The organism is Halobaculum litoreum (assembly GCF_030127125.1).
Classification (GTDB): domain Archaea; phylum Halobacteriota; class Halobacteria; order Halobacteriales; family Haloferacaceae; genus Halobaculum; species Halobaculum litoreum.
This window is the reverse complement of record NZ_CP126156.1, coordinates 97,869-116,407: the sequence shown is the minus strand read 5'-3', so window position 1 is coordinate 116,407 and position 18,539 is coordinate 97,869. Positions and strand designations below refer to the sequence as shown.

The window sequence follows — 18,539 nt, the reverse complement described above, 5'->3', positions numbered from 1 at the left end:
TACCGCGGGTATGTCCGAGACGGACGGCGACCTGCCGCCGGTCATCGACGTGTACGACATGCTCGACCGCATCGAGCGCGACGCCGACAACGACGAGGAGGTCCCCGCCCACCTCGACGAGATCCGCGACCTGCTCGCGGAGTACGCCCGGCGCGACCGGAGCGGCCGTGCCTCGCTGGTCGACGACATCGACGGCCGGGTGCTCGCGGTGCGCGAGTACCTCGACGGCGACGCGGACCGCTGGGCCGAGGGGGTCGAGAACCGCCTCCGCGTGTACCGCGACTCGCTGCGCGAGGCCAGCGACCGGCTCCACCTCGCGAACGCCCGGCTGGAAGCCGACGGCGAACCGCTCGACGGCGCCGTCGGGAGCACGCCGACGGGACGGTCGCGCTCAGGGGGACGCTCGTCAACCAGGGCGACGCCGGCGACGGCGTCGTCCGACTGGTGTTCTACGACGGGGACGGCACCGCCACGTGGAAGGTGGAGAGCCGGCAGTTCGGCGTCGACGCCGGCGAGCGCCGCGACCTCGACATGCGGGTGTACGTCCCGGCGGACGCCGCCTACTGCGACGTGACCGCGCTCGACGCCGCCGACCCGGAGACGGCGACGCTGTAGCCGCCTACGGCTCGATCACGAGCTTCCCGAGGAAGCTGTCGGTCATCACCGCGCGCTGGGCCTCCGCGGCGCCCGCCAGGTCGTAGCTGTGGGCGACCCGGACCTCGATGTCGTCGCCCCACAGGGTGGCCACGTCCGCGAGCGCGTCCGCGAGGCTCGGCGTGTTGAACATCGACATCAGTTGCACGGAGAGGTCCTTCCCGCGGGCCGCCGCCGAGTTGGGGAACCCGATCGCCGGGTCGTTCTCGCCGATGCCGACGACGCGGGCGCCCTGTGCGGCGACCTCGGCGTCGAAGCCGAGGTACTCGTCGAGCCGGTGGTCGAGGATCACGTCGACGCCGTCGTCGCCGGCGGCCTCGCCGACGGCCTCGGCGAGGTCGTCGCGGTCGTAGTCGAGCACCGCGTCGGCGCCGAGGGCCGCGACCTCGTCGTGGTACCCCTCGGCGGCGGTCGCGACGACGCGGGCGCCGGTCGCGGCGGCGACCTGCACGGCGACGTGACCGACGCCGCCGGAGCCGCCGTGGATCAGGACGGTCTCGGCGGGCCGGAGGGTCGCGTGCTGGACGAGCGCCCGCCACGCCGTGACCGCGGCGACGCCCGCGCCGCCGGCGGCGACGAGGTCGGCGCCCCCGGGGAGCACCGCGAGGCGGTCGTCGGGCACCGCGACGAACTCGGCGTAGCCGCCGGGCATCGTCGAGGAGAGGCCGGTCGCGAACACCGGGTCGCCGACCTCGACGCCCGCGACCTCGCTCCCCACCTCGACGGCCGTGCCCGCCGCGTCGACGCCGGGGATCGCCGGGAGGCCGTACGGCTCGTACGACCCCTCGCGGAAGTACGTGTCCACGGGGTTGACGCCGGCCGCGGCGACCTCGACGAGCACCTCGTCGGGCGCCGGCTCGGGTCGGTCGACCTCCTCCACCGCCAGTACCGATTCGTCGCCGTGTTCGTGGAAGCGGACTGCGCGCATGGGCGACACGTCCCGCGCCGGCGACTTAACTCCGCGCGGCCGCGGCAGCGACGGGCACCGGACGGTCGCGGCTCCCGCGACCGGTGGAGTGAAACCGTCGCCCGCGGTAGCCGTCGGGTATGTCCCTCCGGCACGCCGGCGCGACCCTGTTCGGCGCCGGGCTGCTCGTCTGGGCGGTCGCGTACGTCGTCCTCGGCCCGGTGGCCGCCTCGACGGAGGCCGCCTGCCTCGACCCCGTCGCGCTCGCCGACTACGCGATCACCGGCGTGCAGTCGTGGCCGCCGACCCTGACGTACACCGACGGCTGCAACCGGAAGACGCTCCAGCCGCTCGTGCTGTGGCCGTTCCTCGCGAGCGTCGCGGGGCTGGGGCTCGCGGGCGTCGGGCAGGTGCTCGCAGAGCGGTCGTAGACGGCGTGAGCCGCCCCGTCGCGACGGGGTGGCGGCGGCGGCGGACGCGACCGGAACCGGCGGGATTTAACCCGGAGAGGCGTCGGTATTCGAACGCATGAGACTTCACGAGTATCAGGCGAAGCAGGTCTTCGCCGACGCCGGGATCCCGACCCCGGACTCGCGGCTCGCGTCCACGGTGGAGGAGGTCATGGACGCGGTCGACGAGATCGGGTATCCGGCCGCCATCAAGGCGCAGGTCCACGTCGGCGGACGTGGGAAGGCCGGGGGTATCGAGATCGCCACGAGCGAGGCGGAGGCGCGCGAGGCCGCCGAGTCCATCCTCGGGATGGACCTCAAGGGGTACACCGTCGACAAGGTCCTCGTCGAGGCCGGCGTCGACTTCGAGAACGAGCTGTACGTCGGCATCACGATGGACCGCGGCGAGGGCGAGCCCGTCGCGATGGTGTCGACCGAGGGCGGCGTCGACATCGAGTCGGTCGCCGAGGAGACGCCCGAGAAGATCGCCCGCGAGCACATCGACCCCGCGTTCGGCCTGCACCCGTATCAGGCCCGCAAGGTCGTGTTCGAGGCCGGCATCCCGAAGGACGTCGCGATGGACGTCGCCTCGATCCTCACGACGCTGTACGACCTGTACGAGTCGAAGGACGCCTCCGAGGTCGAGATCAACCCCGTGATGATCACGGGCGACCGGGAGGTCGTCGCGGCCGACGCCGTCATGAACATCGACGAGGACGCGCTGTTCCGCCAGCCCGAACTCGCCGAGATGGAGGACGAGGCCGCCGGCGACGAGCTGGAGGCGAAGGCCAACGAGTACGGCTTCGACTACGTCCGCCTGTCGGGCAACGTCGGCATCATCGGCAACGGCGCCGGGCTCGTGATGACGACGCTCGACCTCGTCGACTACTACGGCGGCGCGCCCGCCAACTTCCTCGACATCGGCGGCGGCGCCAAGGCCGAGCGCGTCGCGAACGCGCTGGAGATGGTGTTCGCCGACGAGAACGTCGACTCGGTCGTGTTCAACATCTTCGGCGGGATCACCCGCGGCGACGAGGTCGCCAAGGGGATCAACGAGGCGCTGGCGCAGTTCGACGAGATCCCCAAGCCGGTCGTCGTCCGCCTCGCGGGGACGAACGCCGCCGAGGGGATGGAGATCCTCAACGAGGACCTCGTGCAGGTCGAGAGCACCCTCGAGGACGCGGTCCAACGTGCAGTCAAGAACGCTGAGGAGGTGACCCAATGAGTATCTTCGTCGACGACGACACTCGCGTCGTGGTGCAGGGCATCACGGGCGGGGAAGGCAAGTTCCACACCGAACAGATGCTGGAGTACGGCACGAACGTCGTCGCGGGCGCGGTGCCCGGGAAGGGCGGCCAGGAGGTCGCCGGCGTCCCCGTCTACGACACCGTCGACGAGGCCGTCGACGCCGAGGACGCCGACGCCTCGGTCGTGTTCGTCCCGCCGGCGTTCGCCGGCGACGCCGTCTTCGAGGCGCTCGACACCGACCTCGACCTCGTGGTCGCCATCACCGAGGGCATCCCGACGCAGGACATGGCCAAGGTGAACAAGCGCCTCTCGGAGGTCGACACGCGCCTGCTGGGCCCGAACTGCCCCGGCATCATCACCCCCGGCGAGGCGAAGCTGGGCATCCTCCCGGGCAACATCTTCGAGGCCGGCAACGTCGGCCTCGTCTCCCGCTCGGGCACCCTGACGTACCAGGTCGTCTCGAACCTCACCGAGCGCGGCATCGGCCAGACCACCGCCATCGGCATCGGCGGGGACCCGATCATCGGGACCTCCTTCGTCGACGCGCTGGAGGCGTTCGAGGCCGACACCGACACCGACGCCGTCGTCATGTGCGGCGAGATCGGCGGCGAGGACGAGGAGCAGGCCGCGAAGTTCATCGCGGAGCACATGGACACGCCCGTCGCCGGCTTCATCGCCGGGCGCACCGCCCCGCCGGGCAAGCGCATGGGCCACGCCGGCGCCATCGTCTCCGGCTCCGGCACCGGCACCGCCGAGTCGAAGATCGGCGCGCTCAACGACGCGGGCGTCCCCGTCGGCGACACGCCCAACGAGGTCGCCGACCACATCGAGGACTTCCTGTAACGCCGCCCCGCCCGCCGGCGGCTCGCCGCCGGACCCTTCTTCGGTCGCTACGACCCGTCGCGGGGCTCGTCCGCGCCGAACGCATCGCCGACCAGCGCCGCGGTTCCGCGGCGGAGCCGCTCGCTGGCCGACTGCGTCGACACGCCCAGCTCCGCGGCGACCGCGGCGAGGTCCGCCTCCCGCGGGACGCGGAAGTAGCCCGCCTCGACGGCGGCGCACAGCGCCTCGCGCTGTTTCTCGGAGACGCCGGGGAACGGGTCGTCGTGCTCGCTCCCGTACAGCCGCGCGAGCGACACGTCGATGTCCTGCTCGCGACAGCGCGCGAAGTACGTCCGCATCGCCTCGCGGTCGGGGAAGCGCATCCGCACGTCGAGGCCGGCGGCCGTCGCCGAGAAGCCCAGCCGGGAGGCGCCGACCGCCAGGTCCGTCGGGTAGATGACGACCGACTCGGTGCCGTCGACGTCGACCCGGTAGAACCGTCGGGACGGCAGCGACTCGATGCGCTCCCACGCGGCGATGCCGGCCTCGTCGTCGAGGCCCGCCTCGAACGCGTCGTAGCGCTCCCCATCGGCCCAGAAGAACACGATGGGCATCCCGGGGTCGTCGGCGAGCACCTGCTCGGCCGTGAGCTCCATCCCGTCGGTGCGCTCCAAGGCGTCGACGGTCGGGATGTCGGGGTGGACCAGTCGGAACTCGGCGACGAGACTCACGGTCGCGGTTCTGTCACCTGAACACAAAGGGGATCCGGTCGACCCGGCTCACTCGTCGTCGGCGAACGCCCCGGCGGTGCCCAACACGAACGGGCCGGCCGACAGCGTCCGCAGCGCGACCGTCGCCGCGCGCAGCACGTACGCGGCCAGCGTCATGAACGGCGCGAGCGAGACGGCGTAGGCGGCCGTCATGAACACCAGCACCGTCGGCAGCCCGAGGACGGTGCCGTCCAACCGCGCGACGTCGACCGCGAGGATGACGTACGAGATGCAGACGATGACGGGGATGGAGACGAGCAGGAGGTCGCGCGCCAGCCGGGCGAACTCCCGCTCGAAGTACAGCGACTTCACGAACTCGCGGGCGGCGGCGAACCGCTGGAGCGCCTCCTCCATCTCGCCGACCGCCTCGTCGGCGGCCGCGGGCAGTTCCGCCCCCGGCGCGCGCGGAACGCCCGGAGCCCGTGCAGTTGGGCGGCGTAGTCGTACTCCAGCGCCGCGAGCAACACGCCGATGCCGCCCGACGCGGCCCCTCCAGCGACCGCGCGGTCCGGGCGGACTCCGCGTTCGCCAGCGCCACGATGCGCTCGGCCTCCGCGGCCGGGTCGCCGGCGGTCGCCTCGTCGAGCCCCGGGTGGCCGGGGTTCGCCTCGACGGCCGCACGGAGGTCCTGCGCGGCCGACAGCGCCGCGCCCGCGACCGCCCGGAGGAACGCCCCGACGCTCGCGGGCGCCATGCTCGTCTCCAGCAGGTCCTCCGTGTCGCGGCGGAACCGGGCGGCGCGCTCGATGCGGTCGCGCTGCTGGCCGACGGGGGACAGCTCCTGGGAGACGACGAGGGAGGCGACCGAGACGACGATGGAGACGAGCAGGATCACCCCCGAGAGGAACGTGTCGAACAGCCGGCCGGTGTTCGCGCGGGTGAACAGCACGGTCACGTCGACCGCGGAGTACGCCGACAGCGGGATCACGACGCCGGGCACCACGAGCACCAGCGCCGCCGCGACGGCCCGGCGGTCGCCGGTGAGCAGCAGCCACCGGCGTAGCCGTGCGAACGGCGAGCGGTCCGGGAGGCCCGGTGCGTCGTCGCCGTCGCCGGCGGCGGTGCTGTCGTCGGCGCCGACCGCGGCGTCGGCCGCCGGGTCCGGCGTGTCGATCCCCGACGGCTCCGAGGGCCCGCTCATCGTCCGGGCCACGACCGCCGGCGGCTTAACTCCGGGCGACTCCGGCAGGCACGCGCGGGCCGGCGCGAACGGGGGCGGCGGCGCGCCGTCGCGCGCGGTCGCGGCTCACTCGGCGCCGAGCGCCGCCCGGAGTTCCCCCGCGTCACCGTCTCGGCGTCGACGCTCATGGACCCGCCGCCGTAGCCGACGCCGGTGGCGACGCACGCGACGTGCTCGCCGGCGTCGACCGCCCCCTCGGCGCGGAGCCGCCGGAGCGCGGCCAGCGGCGTCGCCGAGGCGGCCTCCACGCGGAGGCCGGCGCCCGCGAGGTCGCACTGCGCGTCGCGGATCGCCGCGTCGTCGACGGCGACGACGGCGCCGCCGGTGTCGCGCGCGGCCGCGAGGGCGCGCGTGCCGCTCGGCGGGTCCGGGTTCGCGATGGAGTACGCGACCGTCTCGCCGACGGCGTCGGCGTCGAGCCGCGTCACCGCGTCGTCGCCGCGGGCGTACGCCCGGGCGACCGGGGCACAGGCGGCCGCCTGCACGAAGTACAGCCGCGGCGGGTCGTCGAGCAGGCCCGCCGCCGTCGCCTCGCGCACCGCCTTCCACGCGGCGCTGGCGTGGCCGCCGCTGCTGACCGGCATGACGACCGCGTCGGGGGCGGCGGGCGCGTCGGCGCCCGCCTCGCCCGCGGCGAACGCGCGCAACAGCTCCAGCGTCGTCGTCTTCTGCCCGGCCACGCGGAGGGGGGAGTCGGAGTTGACGAACTCGACCCCCGCGGCCGGCCCGAGTGCCAGCGCGTCGTGGTACAGCCGGCCGTAGTCGCCGTCGACGCGGAGGATCCGCGGACCGTACGTCGCGATCCGCTCGAGCCGCGCCGTCGGGATGTCCGCCGGGACGAGCACGACGCAGTCGAGGTCGGCGCCGGCGGCGTGGGCGGCCATCGAGGCGGCCATGTTGCCGTGGGAGACGGTGCCGACGGCGTCGGTGCCGGCGGCGAGGGCGGCCGCGACGCCGACGGCGCTCCCGCGGTCCTTGAACGAGCCCGTCGGGTTCGTCCCCTCCACTTTCACGTGGACTCGCGCGCCGTCGACGTCGAGGTCGGGAGTTCGCACCAGCGGCGTCCCCCGGCGGCGGCGGCCAGCCCGTCCGCCGGCCGGGCGACCGGGAGGAGGTCGGCGAACGCCCACACGCCGTCGCGGGCCGGCCAGTCGACCCCCGCGGCGTCGGCGTCGAACCACAGCGGCTCGCCGCAGTCGCACCGCTGGCCCCCTCGGCGGTCCGGCCGCAGGCGTAACACGAGCGCATACGCGATGGCCGCGGGCCGCGAGCAAAAGCCCCGCGCCGTCGACGGCCTGTCGGCCCGCCGGGCGGGTCGCCCCCGTCGCGAGGCGGTCCCCGGCGGCCGACGTCACCCCGGACTCACGGGCGGGTGTCGCGGCGACATCCCGGTCCGCGTTTCGGTAGCGATCCCCACGCCGTATGCCAGTATTCCACGTTCGGGAGCGACGGATTCTTTCGTCCGTGTCGTCGACTTCGACCCACTCCGGTGTCCCGTACACCGTGAGTGTCTCCCCACATGAACGCACGAACCACGCTCCCCGCGCTCGTCCTGCTCTCCGTGCTGGTCGGCGCCGTCGCCCTCGCGGGCGGCCTCGCCGCCGGCACCGCGACCGCACAGACCGCGAACGCCACCGCGGACGTCTCCGTCGACGACCAGTCCGGCGCCGAGTCGGTCGTCGTCGCCTCCGCGACGCTCCCCGACGGCGGCTTCGTCGTCGTCCTGAACGCCTCCGGCGGCGTCGTCGGCAGCTCCGAGTACCTCGAGGCCGGCAGCCACGAGGACGTCACCGTCGAGGTGTCGCCCGAACTGGCGCGCAGTCAGGTCGTCATCGGACAGGTGTACGCCAACAACGGCTCGCAGACGTTCGACGCCGCCGCCGACCCGGTGTACACGAACGACAACGGCCAGCCGATCGGCGACACGGCGTACGTGACCGTCGAGACGACCGAGACCGCCACCGCGACGGCGACGCCGACCGCGACGGCGACCGAGTCCGCCGACTCGACGACCGAGTCGGCCGCGAGCGCCACCGAGACGACCGGGCCCGGCTTCGGCGCCGTGGCCGCGCTCGTCGCGCTCGCGGGCGCCGCGCTGCTCGCGCGCCGGTAACCGCGCCGCCGCGTCGCCGCCTCCGACCCGTTCGACGACCGCGGCCCGGGGCTCCGGGTCGTCCGCGACTTCTCCGCGCGCTCGCGCCGCCAGCGGCCGCTTCGGCGAGGGCGGCCGCGGAACGCGGGATTGAACCCGCGGCGCGCGCAAGCGGCGTCCATGACCGACGAGGCGACCGCGGCCGACACCGACGACCCGGACGAGGAGGCGTGGCGCGAGCGCCTCGCCGAGATGCGCGCCGAGAAGGACGCGTTCCTCGCGGACGACCCGCAGTCGCCGGTCGCCCCCGAGCGCCGCGCCGACTTCGACGGGCTCGACTACTTCGCCCCCGACCCCGCCTACCGCGTCGAGGCGGCCGTCGAGGTCCACGACGACCCGGACGCGGTGGAGCTGACGGTCCGCAACGGCAGCGCCGAACGGTTCCACGCGGTCGCGACGCTGTCGTTCGCCGTGCCGAACGCCGCGGGCGAGCCGGTCGAGCAGACGCTCACGGCGCTGCGCGCGCAGGGGTCGGCCGCGCTGTTCCTCCCGTTCCGCGACAAGACGACCGGGCAGCAGACGTACGACGGCGGCCGCTACATGGACCTCCACCCGGAGGGCGACCTCGCGGCCGTCGACGCGGTGACGCTGGACTTCAACCTCGCGTACACGCCCTTCTGCGCGTTCTCCGAGGCGTTCGCGTGTCCGCTGCCCCCGACGGACAACTGGCTTGACGTGGCGATCCCCGCGGGCGAACGCGACCCCGAGCTGTGAGCGACGCCGCGGCGGGCCCCGCCGGGGCCGTCCGCCGCGAGAACCGGCGACGCGGGCCGCCCGAAAAGTAACCCTTAGTACGCGCCGTCCCCCTACACCGCTGCATGGAGCGAAACGCGATCATCGGCGGCGTCCTCATGCTCGTCGGCACCGTGCTGTTCATCCCGGGGCTCGGGGCGCAGGCGAGCCAGCTCGCGACGCTGGCGCTGCTCCCGGCGGCCGCGCTGCTCACGTACGGCACGTACCTCCTCGGCACCAGCGAGGACGGGCGCGCGGTCTGACCCGCCGGACCGGCCGACTACTCCTCCCCGACCCGCTCGTACCGCTCCAGCGCCGCCTCGGCCCCCGCCGCGAGGTAGCCCGCGTCGACGCCGACGATCTGGAAGTCGAACCCGAGCGTCGCCCACCGCTCCACCTCCGCGGGCGACGTCGCCAGCGTCCCCACCGGCACCTCGCTGGCCGCCAACACGTCCTCGACGGCCCCGACGAAGCGGTCGGCCCCGTACTCGCCGAACACCCCCAGGTCCGCCGAGAGGTCCGCCGGCCCGACGAGCAGCGCGTCGAGGCCGTCGACCGCGGCGATGGCGCCGGCGTTCGCGACCGCCTCGGCCGTCTCCACCTGCGCGATCGTCGCCACCTCCCGGTTCGCGCGCCCGTAGTAGTCGTCAAGGTCGCGCCCGTACGCCGACGCGCGGGCGCCGGCGACGCCGCGGCGACCCGCGGGCGGGTACCGCGCCGCCGCGACGAACGCCTCGGCCGCCTCCGGGGTACTCACCTGCGGCGCCATCACGCCCGCGGCGCCGGTGTCGAGCACGCGCTTGATCCGGACGTGGTCGTTCCACGCGACCCGGACGACCGCGGCGGTGTCGGCGGTGTCGCCGCCCGCGTCGCGGGCGTTCGCGGCGTCGACCGCCCGGACCGCGGCCTCGACCGACTCGATCCCCGTCGGGGCGTGTTCGGTGTCGACCACGACGAAGTCGGCGTCGGTGAGCGCGAGCCGTTCGGCGACCTGCGGGGAGGGGATCGAGAGCCAGTGGCCCGCGGGGTTCGACCGGAGCGTCGCGCGCAGGCCGCTCACGTCGCTGTCGTCGTCCATGCGCACGCTCCGCGTCGGCGTCACATGAAGCCGTGAGAACCCCCGCTCGCCTGCCGCTACGCCGACGCCGAGCGGACGATGCCCGCGAGGAAGGCGCCCCCGACCGCCGCCACCGCCACGACGGAGACGCCGACGGCCTGCTCGGGGGAGGTGTCCACCCACCGCTGGAGCCACCACGCCCAGTACTGGAGCTGTGTGTACACCGCGAAGCGGTACGGGAAGTGGAGCCACGCGAGCAGCGTCACTACCGAGATGCCGAGGTAGTCGACGACGTCGCGCTCCCGGACCAGCATGGCTCGCCCTCCCCGGTCGGGACCCAAAAGCGTTCGTCCCCGACTCTCGGGTGTGAGAACCGGTAGCGCGGCGGTCGGTGCGGTCGCCGACGGGGCGGTCGGCGGGTCGCGGACGCGCGCGGCGCCGGGGCGCCGGGGCGCCTACTCGTCGCCGCGGGCCGCCTCGACGCGGGCGGCGTACGTCTCCAGTTCGTCGGCGAGCTCCCGCGCCTCCGCCGCCGACAGGGTGACCCCCTCGGCGTGGGCGGGGAGGTGGTCGAGGCCGCTGTTGTCGAGTTCGAGTTCGAGCGTGACCTCCTGCGGGTTCTCCCGGGGCGCCGTGACGTTCAACACGGCGACGCTCTCCTCCTCGAAGTCGTGGCCGCGCGCGAAGCCGTCGAGCAGGTCGAACGTGGTGTAGGCGTTGACGCGGATGAGGCGGTCGGGCATGGACTCGCTCAGTCGTCGGAGGTGATGGGTGTTCCGTCGGCGCGGGCGGGCGCCGGCGAGTCGTCCATCCCGTCGGCGTCGGCGTACGGGTACCACGTCAGCTTCGTGTTGTGCATGTACGGGTCCTCGTAGTCCGTCTCCTCGGGCTCGACGAGGGCGGCCAGCGTCTCCTCGTCGGTGCGCTCGACGAAGTCGCGGAACGACTCGTCGCCCTCGCGGCGCTCCGCGAAGGTGGCGAGCAGGTTCGCGATGGCGCCGGGCACCTCGTCGGCGGGGACGCGCTGTTCGACCCAGTCGGCGAAGCGCGGGTCGGCGCCGAGGCCGCCGCCGAGGCCGATGTCGAGCGCCTCGACCGCCTCGCCGTTCTTCCGGGTCTTCATCCCGCGGAGGCTGATGTCGGCGATCTGGGGCTGCGCACACGACGCCGTGCAGCCCGACAGGTGGATGTGGAAGTCCTCGACGCCGGCGGGCACCGCGACGTTGTCCTTGAGCCAGCGGGCGTAGCGCACCTGCCGGTTCTTCGTCTCGACGATGGACAGCGAACAGAACTCCGTCCCCGTGCAGGCGATGGAGCCGCGCATGAACGGGTGCGGGTCCGGCTCGTACGTGTCGAGGAGGTCCTCCGCGAGCAGGCCGTCGAGGTTCGCCTCGGGCACGTCGGTGACGATGACGTTCTGGCGCTGGGTGAGGCGCACCTCGCCGGAGCCGTACTCGTCGGCGATGCGCGCGAGTTCACGGGTGTCGGCGGCGCCCATCCGCCCGACGAGCACGTTCAGGCCGACGTAGTAGTTGCCGTCGTGCTGCTCGTGGACGCCGACGTGGTCGTGGTGGCCCGCGTCGTTGCGCCCGGAGTTGTACGTGTACTCGTCGCGGAGGTCCTCGCCCGCGGTGGAGAGGTCGACGTCGACGTACTCCTCCTGCAGCACCCGCCGGATCTTCTCGGTGCCCCACTCGTCGGTGAGGAACTTCATCCGGGCGTTGTAGCGGTCCTCGCGGTCGCCGTGCTCGCGGAACAGCGCCGACAGCCCCGCGGCCACCTCCTGTGCCTCCTCGGGCGTGACGAACACGTCGATGGAGCGCGCGAGGCGGGGTTCGTTGCGCGAGAGGCCGCCGCCGACGCGGACGTTGAACCCCTTCACGCCGTCCTTCTCGGCCGGCTCGAACGCGAGGTCGTTGATGTCGCCCTGCCCGCAGCCCTCCTCGCAGCCGGTGACGCTCACCTTCCACTTGCGCGGGAGGTTGGCGTACTCCTCGTCGCCTTTGAACGTGTCGTGGAGGTCGAGCGCGACCGGGAGCGCGTCGACGAACTCGTTGGCGTCCTTGCCGGCGACGGGACAGCCGACGATGTTGCGCCAGGAGTCGCCACACGCCTGCTGGGTCGAGAGGCCGTTCGCCTCCAACGTCTCGAAGATCTCGGGGACGTCCTCCAGCCGGATCCAGTGCAGTTGGATCGACTGACGAGTGGTCCAGTCGCAGTACGCCGCGCCGAACTCGGGGTTGTCGGCGGGGCCGCGGGCGTACTCGTCGGCGACGTCGGCGACGACCTCCAGCTGTCCCGGCTCCAACACGCCGTTCGGCGTGCCGATCCGCATCATGAAGTAGCTCTCCTGGCCGTTCCGCTGGTGGTACAGTCCCCACCACTTGAAGCGCTCGAACCACGCGTCGCGTTCGTCGTCGGGGATCGACTCCCACCCCGCCTCGGCGAACTCGAACAGGTGCTCCCTGATCTCGTTGCCGTACACCTCCGACTTCCAGTTCTCGACGTCCGTGGGCATTCGTGGACCGATCCACGCGCCCCACCTACATGACGCGCGTCGCCGCGTCAATCCTCCCCGGCGCTACCGGGAACCGGCAAGCGTTGCACGGCCGGCCGACCCGCCCCGGGGAGACCGAACCGCGTCGGCCGCGAGCGGCCGGAACGTCCCGTCGACGACGCGCCCGACCGGGAGGCCAGCGACGCTCGCCGTCTCGCCACACCGGATACACTGGCCGTACACGTCGGCGGTGACGGTGCGGCCGTCGGCGCCGACGTCGGTGAACCCCTCGACGACGAAGTCCGCGCAGTCGCACGCGCAGACCCGTCCGTCACCGGCGCCCGCGACGCGCCACAGTTCGCTCACGCTGACCCGGCGCTCGTCGTTCACCGACACCCACGCGCCGTCGTCGAGTACCCGGAGGGCGACGCCCATACTCCGCGGGAGGCGGCGGCGAGCCATACCCCCACCGTCGTCCGCAACCGCCGACGCTTCCGGTGACGGGGGATCCCCGGGGATCGCGCCGCCCGCGGTCGGTTCCGTCGACGGGGGGCGTGCGAGGTACCGGCAACCCCGTACGCTACCGGGGAGCGTCGGACACGATTGACCCTGCGGACTCGGTTAAGCCGGTCGGGACCGTGGGTCGTCGTGATGGCAGAACAGTCGGACGACGAGCGGTACGGCGACGACGACGTCGACACCTCCCACCTCGACGACCTGGAGGACGGCTGCGGCTGTGCGGAGGTGTGGGAGCACCTCTCCGAGGAGGCGGAGGAGCCCGCGGCCGACGCGGAGTAGCGCCGTCGCCGCGGTGCCGCCAGTCGGGCGGGTCGTCGCGGACGCCGACCGGAGCGCGACGGCGGTCCCTCCCCGACGGCCGTGTCAGGACGAGTCCGCGCGCCTCGCCGTCACCGTGCGGTCGTGGGCGACGCGAACGACGACGCCCTCGTACTCGAACTCGACGTGGCCCCGCCCGCCGACGAACAGCGCCTCGACCGCCTCCGGGTCGACCGCCTCGTACAGCGGGGTCGTCAGCGACTCGACCGGCGCGTCGCGGGCGTCCGCGACCGCCTCCAACACCGCTCCGACGACGCCGTCGGGGACCGCCCGTCCGCCGGCGACTCCACGGCCCGGTGTGCTCCCGGGGTCCGCGTGTCGGTTGCGTCCCGATTGGTCCTCTGACATGTGTTCGGTAGTAGCACTCCGCGGCCATGAGGGGGGTCCCGAAATACTTCGACTCTTTATCAGTCTGTGGCGGCCTCTCGCCGCGGACCGGACCGGTGTCGACCGTCGGCTTCACCCCCGATCACCCGATCTCGGGGGGCGGTGCGGACCGCTCCCGGGATCCGGACGGGGCAGTACGAGACGTCCACCGAGCCGCCGGGCCGCCGTGGGTGCTGTTCTGGGTCGCCGCCGACGGGGGCGGGACGTACGGCGCGTTCGAACGGACGATCGCGGACGCGGAGCTATCGGAGGCGGTCGACCGGGCACTCGGTCGGGGACGCGACGGGCCGCGGGAGGGCGGCCGCGTCGCTCGTCGGGACGATCCGCGTTCGAGAACGTGTCGATGCCGGGGGTGGGCTCCGAACCCACGATCTCCGCATGGCCCAGGTACGAGGCTCGGCGGGCCCCGTTGGGGCGGAGGCTTCCAAGGCGTTCCGCACCGAATCTCGAAACCCTATGAGTGCGGCGCTATGTCCAGCTAAGCCACCCCGGCTCGTCTTCACGTCGGGCGGTCCCGCTCTTGAACCTTCTCATCCGCGGTCGGTACGCCACCGCGGGCCACACCGAGGCGACGGGTCGAGGGGCCGCGCGCCGGGCGACGTGTCGGGCGCGCGACCGACGTACCCGCCGGGTTTAAGCCACGCGGCGGGTGAGACGGAGGCATGAGCCTGCCGGAACTGGTCCGGGGGGAACTGGGCGACGAGGACCCCGTCGCCCGGGTCCACCTCGGCGGGGACGACGAGCTGTTCGTCACCCCGACCCGCACACTGATCTACCGCGCCGAGGGGCTGCTCTCCGACGAGTCCGTCGCGGAGTTCCCCCACGACGCCGAGCGCGTCGCCGTCGCCGAGTCGCGCCGGAAGGCGAAGTTCTCGCTCGAGTACGGCCTCGACGACGACCGGACGTTCTCGGTCCCGCGCGGCAAACTCGACGAAGTCCTCCACCCCGTGCTCGCGGGCGTCCTCGCCGCGGCCGGCATCACCGAGCCCGGCGAGACCGTCGAGCGCACCTTCCGCTTCTCGGAGCTGACGCTCGTCGTCACCTCCGCGCGCCTCGTGAAACACGTCGGCGCCGCCGTCTGGGACGGCGACTACGAGGAGTTCCACTACGACGACGTGAGCGACCTCGACTTCGAGGAGGGGAGCGTCGCCACCTCGATCGTTCTCACGGCCAACGGCCGCCACGAGCGGTTCAAGGCGCCCAGCGACAGCGCGCGCGAGATCCGCGACCGGCTCACGAACGCCCTCCTCGCCCACTACGACGTCGGGTCGCTGGAGGCGTTCCGCGCCCTCTCCGCGGAGGCCGACGGCGAGGAGGACGCCGCCGGCGACGCGACCGACAACACCGACTTCGGCGACGGGCCCGACCCGCTGTCGGCCGAGCCCGCGGAGGTGGACACGGACGCCGGCACGCGCGAGGACCCGCTCGTGGACGACGCCGGCGAGTCGGCGTCGGCGTCGGCGGGCGCCGGCGCCGCCGCCGCGGCCGAGGTGCGCCCCGAGCCGGACGACGCCGCCGCGGCGGCCGCGGACGCGGCCGTCGACGACGACGCCTTCGGCGACACCGGCTTCGAGCCGGCCGAACCCACCGACGACGTGGCCGCGGAGGTGGCGGCGCTTCGCGAGACCGTCGAGCGACAGGCCGAACAGCTGGAGCGACAGAACGAGCTCGTCGAACAGCTGATCGCGGAACTGCGCCGCGGGCGCTGACGCCGGGGGCGCTCGGGCGGTCGGCCGCGGCTCACTCCTCGCGGCCCGTCACTTTCCGGATACACGACGAGCCGAACGGCCCCAACTCGCCCGCGTCGAGCTTCACGAAGTGGCCCGTGGTGATCCCCGCGCCACAGCGCCGGCACGAGAAGTCGCCCTCGCGGGCGACGACCTGCGAGTCGAACCGGACGACCCCGGAGCCGTGGACGCGCACGACGGCGTCCTCGCGCTCGATGACGCCGCGCCGTTCGGCCTCCTCCAGCACCTCGCGGGTGACGGCCGGGCTCGTCGTCACCGTCTCCAGCCGGTCGAGCAGCTCCGGCAGCGGCAGCTCCTCGTCCTCCAGGTGGGCGAGCAGTTCGACGCCGAGCGCGACCGTCTCCTCGCGGGGCCGCATCGGCGCGTCGTCGTCCGGGGACACGTCGCCGGGGGTTGCCCGCGGCGGCGCTTAAGCCTCCCGAGACCCGGGCAGCACGCCCGCGACCGGCGTTCGCCGCCGGGATCGCGCCGCTTATTCGGCCGACGAACCCATCACCGACGTGAAGCGTCGCGTCCTCGCCGGCGGGCTCGCGGTCGCCGCCGTCCTCGTCGCCGCCCTCCTCACGTCGCCGGCGGCGGTGCTCGAGCGGCTCGCGTGGGTCGCGGCCGACCCCGTGCGCCTGCTCGCGGTGCTCGTCGCCATCGCGGTCGTCCGGCCGTTCCTCGCGTGGCCGGTGACGCTCGTGGCCGTCGTCGCCGGCTACGGGTTCGGGCTGGCGGCGGCGCCGCTGTCGCTCGCGCTGATGGTGTGTACGTCGGTGCCGCCGTACCTCCTCGCGCGCCGCGGCCGCGCCGACGACGGCAGTCTCGCGTTCGCGGCGGGCGGGGGCCGCGCGAGCGACGCGCTCGGACGGCTCGTCGGCGCGAGCGAGCGGGCCGTCTCCGTCGCTGGGGGACGCGCTCCATCGCCGCCTCCCGACTGCTCCCGCTCCCGTCCGACGCCGTCTCCGTCGCCGCCGGGCTCGCCGGCGTCCGGACGGTGCCGTTCGTCGTCGGCAGCGCCGTCGGCGAACTCCCGTGGGCCGTCGCCGGCACCGTGGCCGGCGCCTCGGCCGGCCGGATCGCGACCGACGGCCTCGCGAGCGTGTTCGACCCGTGGCTCGTCGCGGCGGCGGGGCTCGCGGGCCTGCTCCTCCTCGCGGGGCCGGCGTACCGCCACTACCGGTCGTCGGCCGCCTGAGCGGGGTCGCCGACGAGCAACAGCGCGTCGGTCCCGTCGTCGTAGAACGCCGGCCGACGCTCGACCCGCTCGAACCCCAGCGAGTCGTACAGCCGTCGCGCCGGCCCGTTGTCGACGGCGACGAGGAGGGTCACCGGCCCCGTGGCGTCCGCGAGCAGCCGCGAGAGCAGCGCCGACGCCCGACCCTCGCGCCGGCGGGCCGGGCGGACGACGGCTCCGCGACGTGGAGCCCGTCGCCGGCGACCGCGAGGAGGTAGCCGGCGGGGTCGCCGCCCCCGGTTCCCCCGGTCGTGTCGGCCGCCGGCGTCGCCGCGTCGACGAGGACCCCGCCCGTGCGGAGGCCGTGCGACAGCAGCGAGGGGCTCGGCTCGCGGAGGTGGGTCTGGAGGCGGCGCAGCGCGGGTTCGTCCGCCGGCCGGCCCCGACGGACGGTCACGCGACCGTCGCGACGCCGGCGGCGGCCGCGAGCGCGTCGACGACCGTCGCGAGCGCCGCCGGCGTCGGGAGCGGCGCCGCGCCGAGGAGCACCGCGAGCAGGACGCCCGCGAGCGCGCCCGACAGCGTCGCCAGCGTGTTCACCGCCTGGTTCCCCAGGTCGTCGCCCTCGACGGTCGCGCCGAGCACGCTGTCGACGGTCATACCGACGACCCCCGCGCCGGCGACGGCGACGACGACGGGGGCCACCCCGCCGCCCTGGTAGCCGGCGACGACGGCCGGCGCGAGGCCGACGCCCGCGCCGAGCGGCATCGCGAGCGCGGCGATGGCGGCGACCAGCGCCGCGCCGGCGACGCCCGCGACCTCGCCCTGCCACGTGACCGCGCCGTCTGTGCCCGGGTCGACCCGTCGCAGCGTCGTGACGAGCCGCGGCGAGTCGAACAGGCCCCCGAACTCCGAGGAGAGCGTGTCGGCCATCGCGGTCGCGACCGACCCCGCGAACGCGAACGCGAGGACGGCGGGCACCGGCGTGTCGGGGACGGCCGCGCGGGCGGCCGCGTACCCGAGCACCGCCACCAGCGCGACCCCGGAGTTGCCGAGGACGTTGCCCGCGCCCCGGGCGCCGTCGTTCCCCTCGGCGACGCCGCGGGCGTCCTTCTCCGCGAAGCGGAACTTCGCGGCGAGCCCGCCGATGGCGAAGAAGGAGATCAGCACGGCGAACCAGCCGACGCCGCCGAGCACGACCGTCGTGAACCCCAGCAGGACGCCCGTGAGCATCCCGGAGACGGACGCGGTCTCCAGCACGTACGAGACGATGCCGAGGCCGACGGTGACGGCGAGGCCGGCGGCCACGAGCGTCGGCGTCGGCGCCACGCCGCCGGCGGCCACGAGCGCCGACAGCAGCCACAGCAGGAACCCCACCGACACCATCACCAGCGGGTCGTCGCGGGGGAACAGCACCGACCGGAGGAGCGCGGCCACGAGCGCCGCGGTGGCCGCGAGGAACACGTACTCGGGGACGGCGGCGACGGCGAAGGCGTCGGCGGCGACCGCGACGGCGACCTGCCCGACGGTCGCGGCGGCGAACGCCGTCACCGCGAACGCGGTGGAGGTCGCGAACTCGTCGCTCGTCGACTCGCGGACGAACTCGCGCCCGAGGACGCCGTACGCCAGCGCGAGCACGCTGGCGGCGTACACGGTCGTCGGCATCGGCGCCTGCGGGAGCGCGGTCAACACGCCCAGCGCCGTCGCCGCGAGCGCGAACCCCGCGAGGCCGTTGAGGCGGCGGTCCTCGTAGTCGCCCGGCCGGGCGAACAGCTCGAAGAACCGACCCTCGTCGACGACGAACGCGGCCAGCACCGCGACGGCGGCGAACGGGGCGGCGGCGGCCGGCCCCAGCGCGGGCGCGGCCAGCACCGCGGAGGCGACGACGGCGAACCCCCGCGCGCCGGAGTCGGTGTCTCACGGGCGGTGGTTTCCCCGAC

Annotated in this window: 23 protein-coding genes, 1 tRNA gene and 2 pseudogenes; 10 read left to right on the top strand and 16 right to left on the bottom strand. The window is 74.2% G+C overall.

Annotation, left to right across the window (positions count from 1 at the left end; genetic code table 11):
* Nucleotides 1–10 precede the first annotated feature (10 nt).
* A complete protein-coding gene (locus P0R35_RS00660; protein ID WP_284013326.1) occupies nucleotides 11–574 on the top strand; it encodes a hypothetical protein in 564 nt (187 codons plus the stop codon).
* A 45-nt stretch (nucleotides 575–619) separates the two neighbouring features.
* Here P0R35_RS00660 and P0R35_RS00655 read toward each other — a convergent pair whose 3' ends face one another.
* Nucleotides 620–1,582: an NADPH:quinone reductase gene (locus P0R35_RS00655; protein ID WP_284013325.1), complete on the bottom strand. Its 963-nt coding sequence runs from the start codon at nucleotides 1,580–1,582 to the stop codon at nucleotides 620–622.
* A gap of 119 nt (nucleotides 1,583–1,701) precedes the next feature.
* Here P0R35_RS00655 and P0R35_RS00650 point away from each other — a divergent pair, with 119 nt between their 5' ends.
* The 3 genes from P0R35_RS00650 to sucD all read left to right on the top strand — a co-directional run bounded on the left by P0R35_RS00650 (nucleotide 1,702) and on the right by sucD (nucleotide 4,101).
* Nucleotides 1,702–1,992, top strand: coding sequence for a hypothetical protein (locus P0R35_RS00650; RefSeq protein ID WP_284013323.1), 291 nt, complete (start codon nucleotides 1,702–1,704; stop codon nucleotides 1,990–1,992).
* A 97-nt stretch (nucleotides 1,993–2,089) separates the two neighbouring features.
* Nucleotides 2,090–3,235 (top strand): ADP-forming succinate--CoA ligase subunit beta, encoded by a 1,146-nt coding sequence (gene sucC / locus P0R35_RS00645; RefSeq protein ID WP_284013322.1) that lies wholly within the window; start codon nucleotides 2,090–2,092, stop codon nucleotides 3,233–3,235.
* A complete protein-coding gene (gene sucD, locus P0R35_RS00640) occupies nucleotides 3,232–4,101 on the top strand; it encodes a succinate--CoA ligase subunit alpha (RefSeq protein WP_284013321.1) in 870 nt (289 codons plus the stop codon). The genes sucC and sucD overlap by 4 nt, the downstream gene beginning before the upstream one ends.
* A 47-nt stretch (nucleotides 4,102–4,148) precedes the next feature.
* On the opposite strand, the gene P0R35_RS00635 is transcribed toward sucD, so the two are convergent.
* The 4 genes and pseudogenes from P0R35_RS00635 to P0R35_RS00620 all read right to left on the bottom strand — a co-directional run.
* Nucleotides 4,149–4,811, bottom strand: a complete 663-nt coding sequence (locus tag P0R35_RS00635) for a helix-turn-helix domain-containing protein (RefSeq protein ID WP_284013319.1) — start codon at nucleotides 4,809–4,811, stop codon at nucleotides 4,149–4,151.
* Nucleotides 4,812–4,859: 48 nt separating this feature from the next.
* The gene (locus tag P0R35_RS00630) at nucleotides 4,860–5,204 is read right to left on the bottom strand and encodes a DUF7972 family membrane protein (protein ID WP_284013318.1); all 345 of its coding nucleotides are present in this window, start codon (nucleotides 5,202–5,204) and stop codon (nucleotides 4,860–4,862) included.
* Nucleotides 5,205–5,397: 193 nt separating this feature from the next.
* Nucleotides 5,398–5,991: pseudogene (locus P0R35_RS16785) on the bottom strand (DUF7972 family membrane protein); the annotation flags it as partial.
* Between the two features lie 137 nt (nucleotides 5,992–6,128).
* Nucleotides 6,129–7,278, bottom strand: a pseudogene (locus P0R35_RS00620) (threonine synthase); the annotation flags it as partial.
* Nucleotides 7,279–7,549: 271 nt separating this feature from the next.
* Between P0R35_RS00620 and P0R35_RS00610 the strand changes: the two are divergent.
* From P0R35_RS00610 to P0R35_RS00600, 3 genes are all read left to right on the top strand, one after another.
* Entirely contained in the window at nucleotides 7,550–8,143 is a 594-nt protein-coding gene (locus tag P0R35_RS00610; protein ID WP_284013314.1) for a DUF7282 domain-containing protein, read from the top strand.
* 159 nt (nucleotides 8,144–8,302) lie between these two features.
* Entirely contained in the window at nucleotides 8,303–8,896 is a 594-nt protein-coding gene (locus P0R35_RS00605; RefSeq protein ID WP_284013313.1) for a DUF1684 domain-containing protein, read from the top strand.
* A gap of 104 nt (nucleotides 8,897–9,000) precedes the next feature.
* A complete protein-coding gene (locus P0R35_RS00600) occupies nucleotides 9,001–9,177 on the top strand; it encodes a DUF8178 family membrane protein (RefSeq protein ID WP_284013311.1) in 177 nt (58 codons plus the stop codon).
* Between the two features lie 17 nt (nucleotides 9,178–9,194).
* On the opposite strand, the gene P0R35_RS00595 is transcribed toward P0R35_RS00600, so the two are convergent.
* The 5 genes from P0R35_RS00595 to P0R35_RS00575 all read right to left on the bottom strand — a co-directional run bounded on the left by P0R35_RS00595 (nucleotide 9,195) and on the right by P0R35_RS00575 (nucleotide 12,903).
* Nucleotides 9,195–9,992: an HpcH/HpaI aldolase family protein gene (locus P0R35_RS00595; RefSeq protein WP_284013310.1), complete on the bottom strand. Its 798-nt coding sequence runs from the start codon at nucleotides 9,990–9,992 to the stop codon at nucleotides 9,195–9,197.
* 56 nt (nucleotides 9,993–10,048) lie between these two features.
* On the bottom strand, nucleotides 10,049–10,285 hold the full coding sequence (locus P0R35_RS00590; protein WP_284013309.1) for a hypothetical protein: 237 nt from the start codon (nucleotides 10,283–10,285) through the stop codon (nucleotides 10,049–10,051).
* Nucleotides 10,286–10,426: 141 nt separating this feature from the next.
* Complete coding sequence (locus P0R35_RS00585) at nucleotides 10,427–10,714, bottom strand: DUF6360 family protein (protein WP_284013308.1); 288 nt, start codon at nucleotides 10,712–10,714, stop codon at nucleotides 10,427–10,429.
* Between the two features lie 8 nt (nucleotides 10,715–10,722).
* Nucleotides 10,723–12,489: a nitrite/sulfite reductase gene (locus P0R35_RS00580; protein ID WP_284013306.1), complete on the bottom strand. Its 1,767-nt coding sequence runs from the start codon at nucleotides 12,487–12,489 to the stop codon at nucleotides 10,723–10,725.
* Nucleotides 12,490–12,552: 63 nt separating this feature from the next.
* Nucleotides 12,553–12,903, bottom strand: a complete 351-nt coding sequence (locus P0R35_RS00575; RefSeq protein WP_284014665.1) for a DUF8134 family protein — start codon at nucleotides 12,901–12,903, stop codon at nucleotides 12,553–12,555.
* Between the two features lie 216 nt (nucleotides 12,904–13,119).
* Between P0R35_RS00575 and P0R35_RS00570 the strand changes: the two genes are divergently transcribed.
* Complete coding sequence (locus tag P0R35_RS00570) at nucleotides 13,120–13,266, top strand: DUF8595 family protein (RefSeq protein ID WP_284013304.1); 147 nt, start codon at nucleotides 13,120–13,122, stop codon at nucleotides 13,264–13,266.
* Between the two features lie 84 nt (nucleotides 13,267–13,350).
* On the opposite strand, the gene P0R35_RS00565 is transcribed toward P0R35_RS00570, so the two are convergent.
* Nucleotides 13,351–13,653, bottom strand: a complete 303-nt coding sequence (locus P0R35_RS00565; protein ID WP_284013303.1) for a HalOD1 output domain-containing protein — start codon at nucleotides 13,651–13,653, stop codon at nucleotides 13,351–13,353.
* Between the two features lie 383 nt (nucleotides 13,654–14,036).
* Nucleotides 14,037–14,185: transfer RNA gene (locus P0R35_RS00560), tRNA-Met, on the bottom strand.
* Nucleotides 14,186–14,354: 169 nt separating this feature from the next.
* On the opposite strand from P0R35_RS00560, the gene P0R35_RS00555 reads away from it, so the two are divergent.
* Nucleotides 14,355–15,401 carry a DUF7115 domain-containing protein gene (locus P0R35_RS00555; protein WP_284013301.1) on the top strand — a complete coding sequence of 349 codons (1,047 nt, stop codon included), beginning with the start codon at nucleotides 14,355–14,357 and terminating at the stop codon, nucleotides 15,399–15,401.
* A 31-nt stretch (nucleotides 15,402–15,432) separates the two neighbouring features.
* On the opposite strand, the gene P0R35_RS00550 is transcribed toward P0R35_RS00555, so the two are convergent.
* A complete protein-coding gene (locus P0R35_RS00550) occupies nucleotides 15,433–15,798 on the bottom strand; it encodes a DUF5830 family protein (RefSeq protein ID WP_284014664.1) in 366 nt (121 codons plus the stop codon).
* Between the two features lie 390 nt (nucleotides 15,799–16,188).
* Between P0R35_RS00550 and P0R35_RS00545 the strand changes: the two genes are divergently transcribed.
* Nucleotides 16,189–16,620, top strand: coding sequence for a VTT domain-containing protein (locus P0R35_RS00545; protein WP_284013300.1), 432 nt, complete (start codon nucleotides 16,189–16,191; stop codon nucleotides 16,618–16,620).
* Here P0R35_RS00545 and P0R35_RS00540 read toward each other — a convergent pair.
* Genes P0R35_RS00540 through P0R35_RS00530 form a run of 3 tightly spaced genes read right to left on the bottom strand, consistent with a single transcriptional unit; the run spans nucleotide 16,599 to nucleotide 18,471 of the window.
* A complete protein-coding gene (locus tag P0R35_RS00540; RefSeq protein WP_284014663.1) occupies nucleotides 16,599–16,778 on the bottom strand; it encodes a GNAT family protein in 180 nt (59 codons plus the stop codon). The genes P0R35_RS00545 and P0R35_RS00540 overlap by 22 nt on opposite strands.
* On the bottom strand, nucleotides 16,751–17,056 hold the full coding sequence (locus tag P0R35_RS00535) for a hypothetical protein (protein WP_284013298.1): 306 nt from the start codon (nucleotides 17,054–17,056) through the stop codon (nucleotides 16,751–16,753). The genes P0R35_RS00540 and P0R35_RS00535 overlap by 28 nt, the downstream gene beginning before the upstream one ends.
* Entirely contained in the window at nucleotides 17,053–18,471 is a 1,419-nt protein-coding gene (locus P0R35_RS00530; protein ID WP_284013297.1) for a DUF92 domain-containing protein, read from the bottom strand. Before P0R35_RS00530 ends, P0R35_RS00535 begins: the two co-directional genes overlap by 4 nt.
* Between the last annotated feature and the right edge of the window lie 68 nt (nucleotides 18,472–18,539).

Coding starts and splice junctions, on each gene's coding strand:
- P0R35_RS00660 (WP_284013326.1), top strand. CDS start 11: ATGTCCGAGACGGACGGCGACCTGCCGCCGGTCATCGACGTGTACGAC.
- P0R35_RS00655 (WP_284013325.1), bottom strand. CDS start 1,582: ATGCGCGCAGTCCGCTTCCACGAACACGGCGACGAATCGGTACTGGCG.
- P0R35_RS00650 (WP_284013323.1), top strand. CDS start 1,702: ATGTCCCTCCGGCACGCCGGCGCGACCCTGTTCGGCGCCGGGCTGCTC.
- sucC (WP_284013322.1), top strand. CDS start 2,090: ATGAGACTTCACGAGTATCAGGCGAAGCAGGTCTTCGCCGACGCCGGG.
- sucD (WP_284013321.1), top strand. CDS start 3,232: ATGAGTATCTTCGTCGACGACGACACTCGCGTCGTGGTGCAGGGCATC.
- P0R35_RS00630 (WP_284013318.1), bottom strand. CDS start 5,204: ATGGAGGAGGCGCTCCAGCGGTTCGCCGCCGCCCGCGAGTTCGTGAAG.
- P0R35_RS00610 (WP_284013314.1), top strand. CDS start 7,550: ATGAACGCACGAACCACGCTCCCCGCGCTCGTCCTGCTCTCCGTGCTG.
- P0R35_RS00605 (WP_284013313.1), top strand. CDS start 8,303: ATGACCGACGAGGCGACCGCGGCCGACACCGACGACCCGGACGAGGAG.
- P0R35_RS00600 (WP_284013311.1), top strand. CDS start 9,001: ATGGAGCGAAACGCGATCATCGGCGGCGTCCTCATGCTCGTCGGCACC.
- P0R35_RS00595 (WP_284013310.1), bottom strand. CDS start 9,992: ATGGACGACGACAGCGACGTGAGCGGCCTGCGCGCGACGCTCCGGTCG.
- P0R35_RS00590 (WP_284013309.1), bottom strand. CDS start 10,285: ATGCTGGTCCGGGAGCGCGACGTCGTCGACTACCTCGGCATCTCGGTA.
- P0R35_RS00585 (WP_284013308.1), bottom strand. CDS start 10,714: ATGCCCGACCGCCTCATCCGCGTCAACGCCTACACCACGTTCGACCTG.
- P0R35_RS00580 (WP_284013306.1), bottom strand. CDS start 12,489: ATGCCCACGGACGTCGAGAACTGGAAGTCGGAGGTGTACGGCAACGAG.
- P0R35_RS00575 (WP_284014665.1), bottom strand. CDS start 12,903: ATGGGCGTCGCCCTCCGGGTACTCGACGACGGCGCGTGGGTGTCGGTG.
- P0R35_RS00570 (WP_284013304.1), top strand. CDS start 13,120: ATGGCAGAACAGTCGGACGACGAGCGGTACGGCGACGACGACGTCGAC.
- P0R35_RS00565 (WP_284013303.1), bottom strand. CDS start 13,653: ATGTCAGAGGACCAATCGGGACGCAACCGACACGCGGACCCCGGGAGC.
- P0R35_RS00555 (WP_284013301.1), top strand. CDS start 14,355: ATGAGCCTGCCGGAACTGGTCCGGGGGGAACTGGGCGACGAGGACCCC.
- P0R35_RS00550 (WP_284014664.1), bottom strand. CDS start 15,798: ATGCGGCCCCGCGAGGAGACGGTCGCGCTCGGCGTCGAACTGCTCGCC.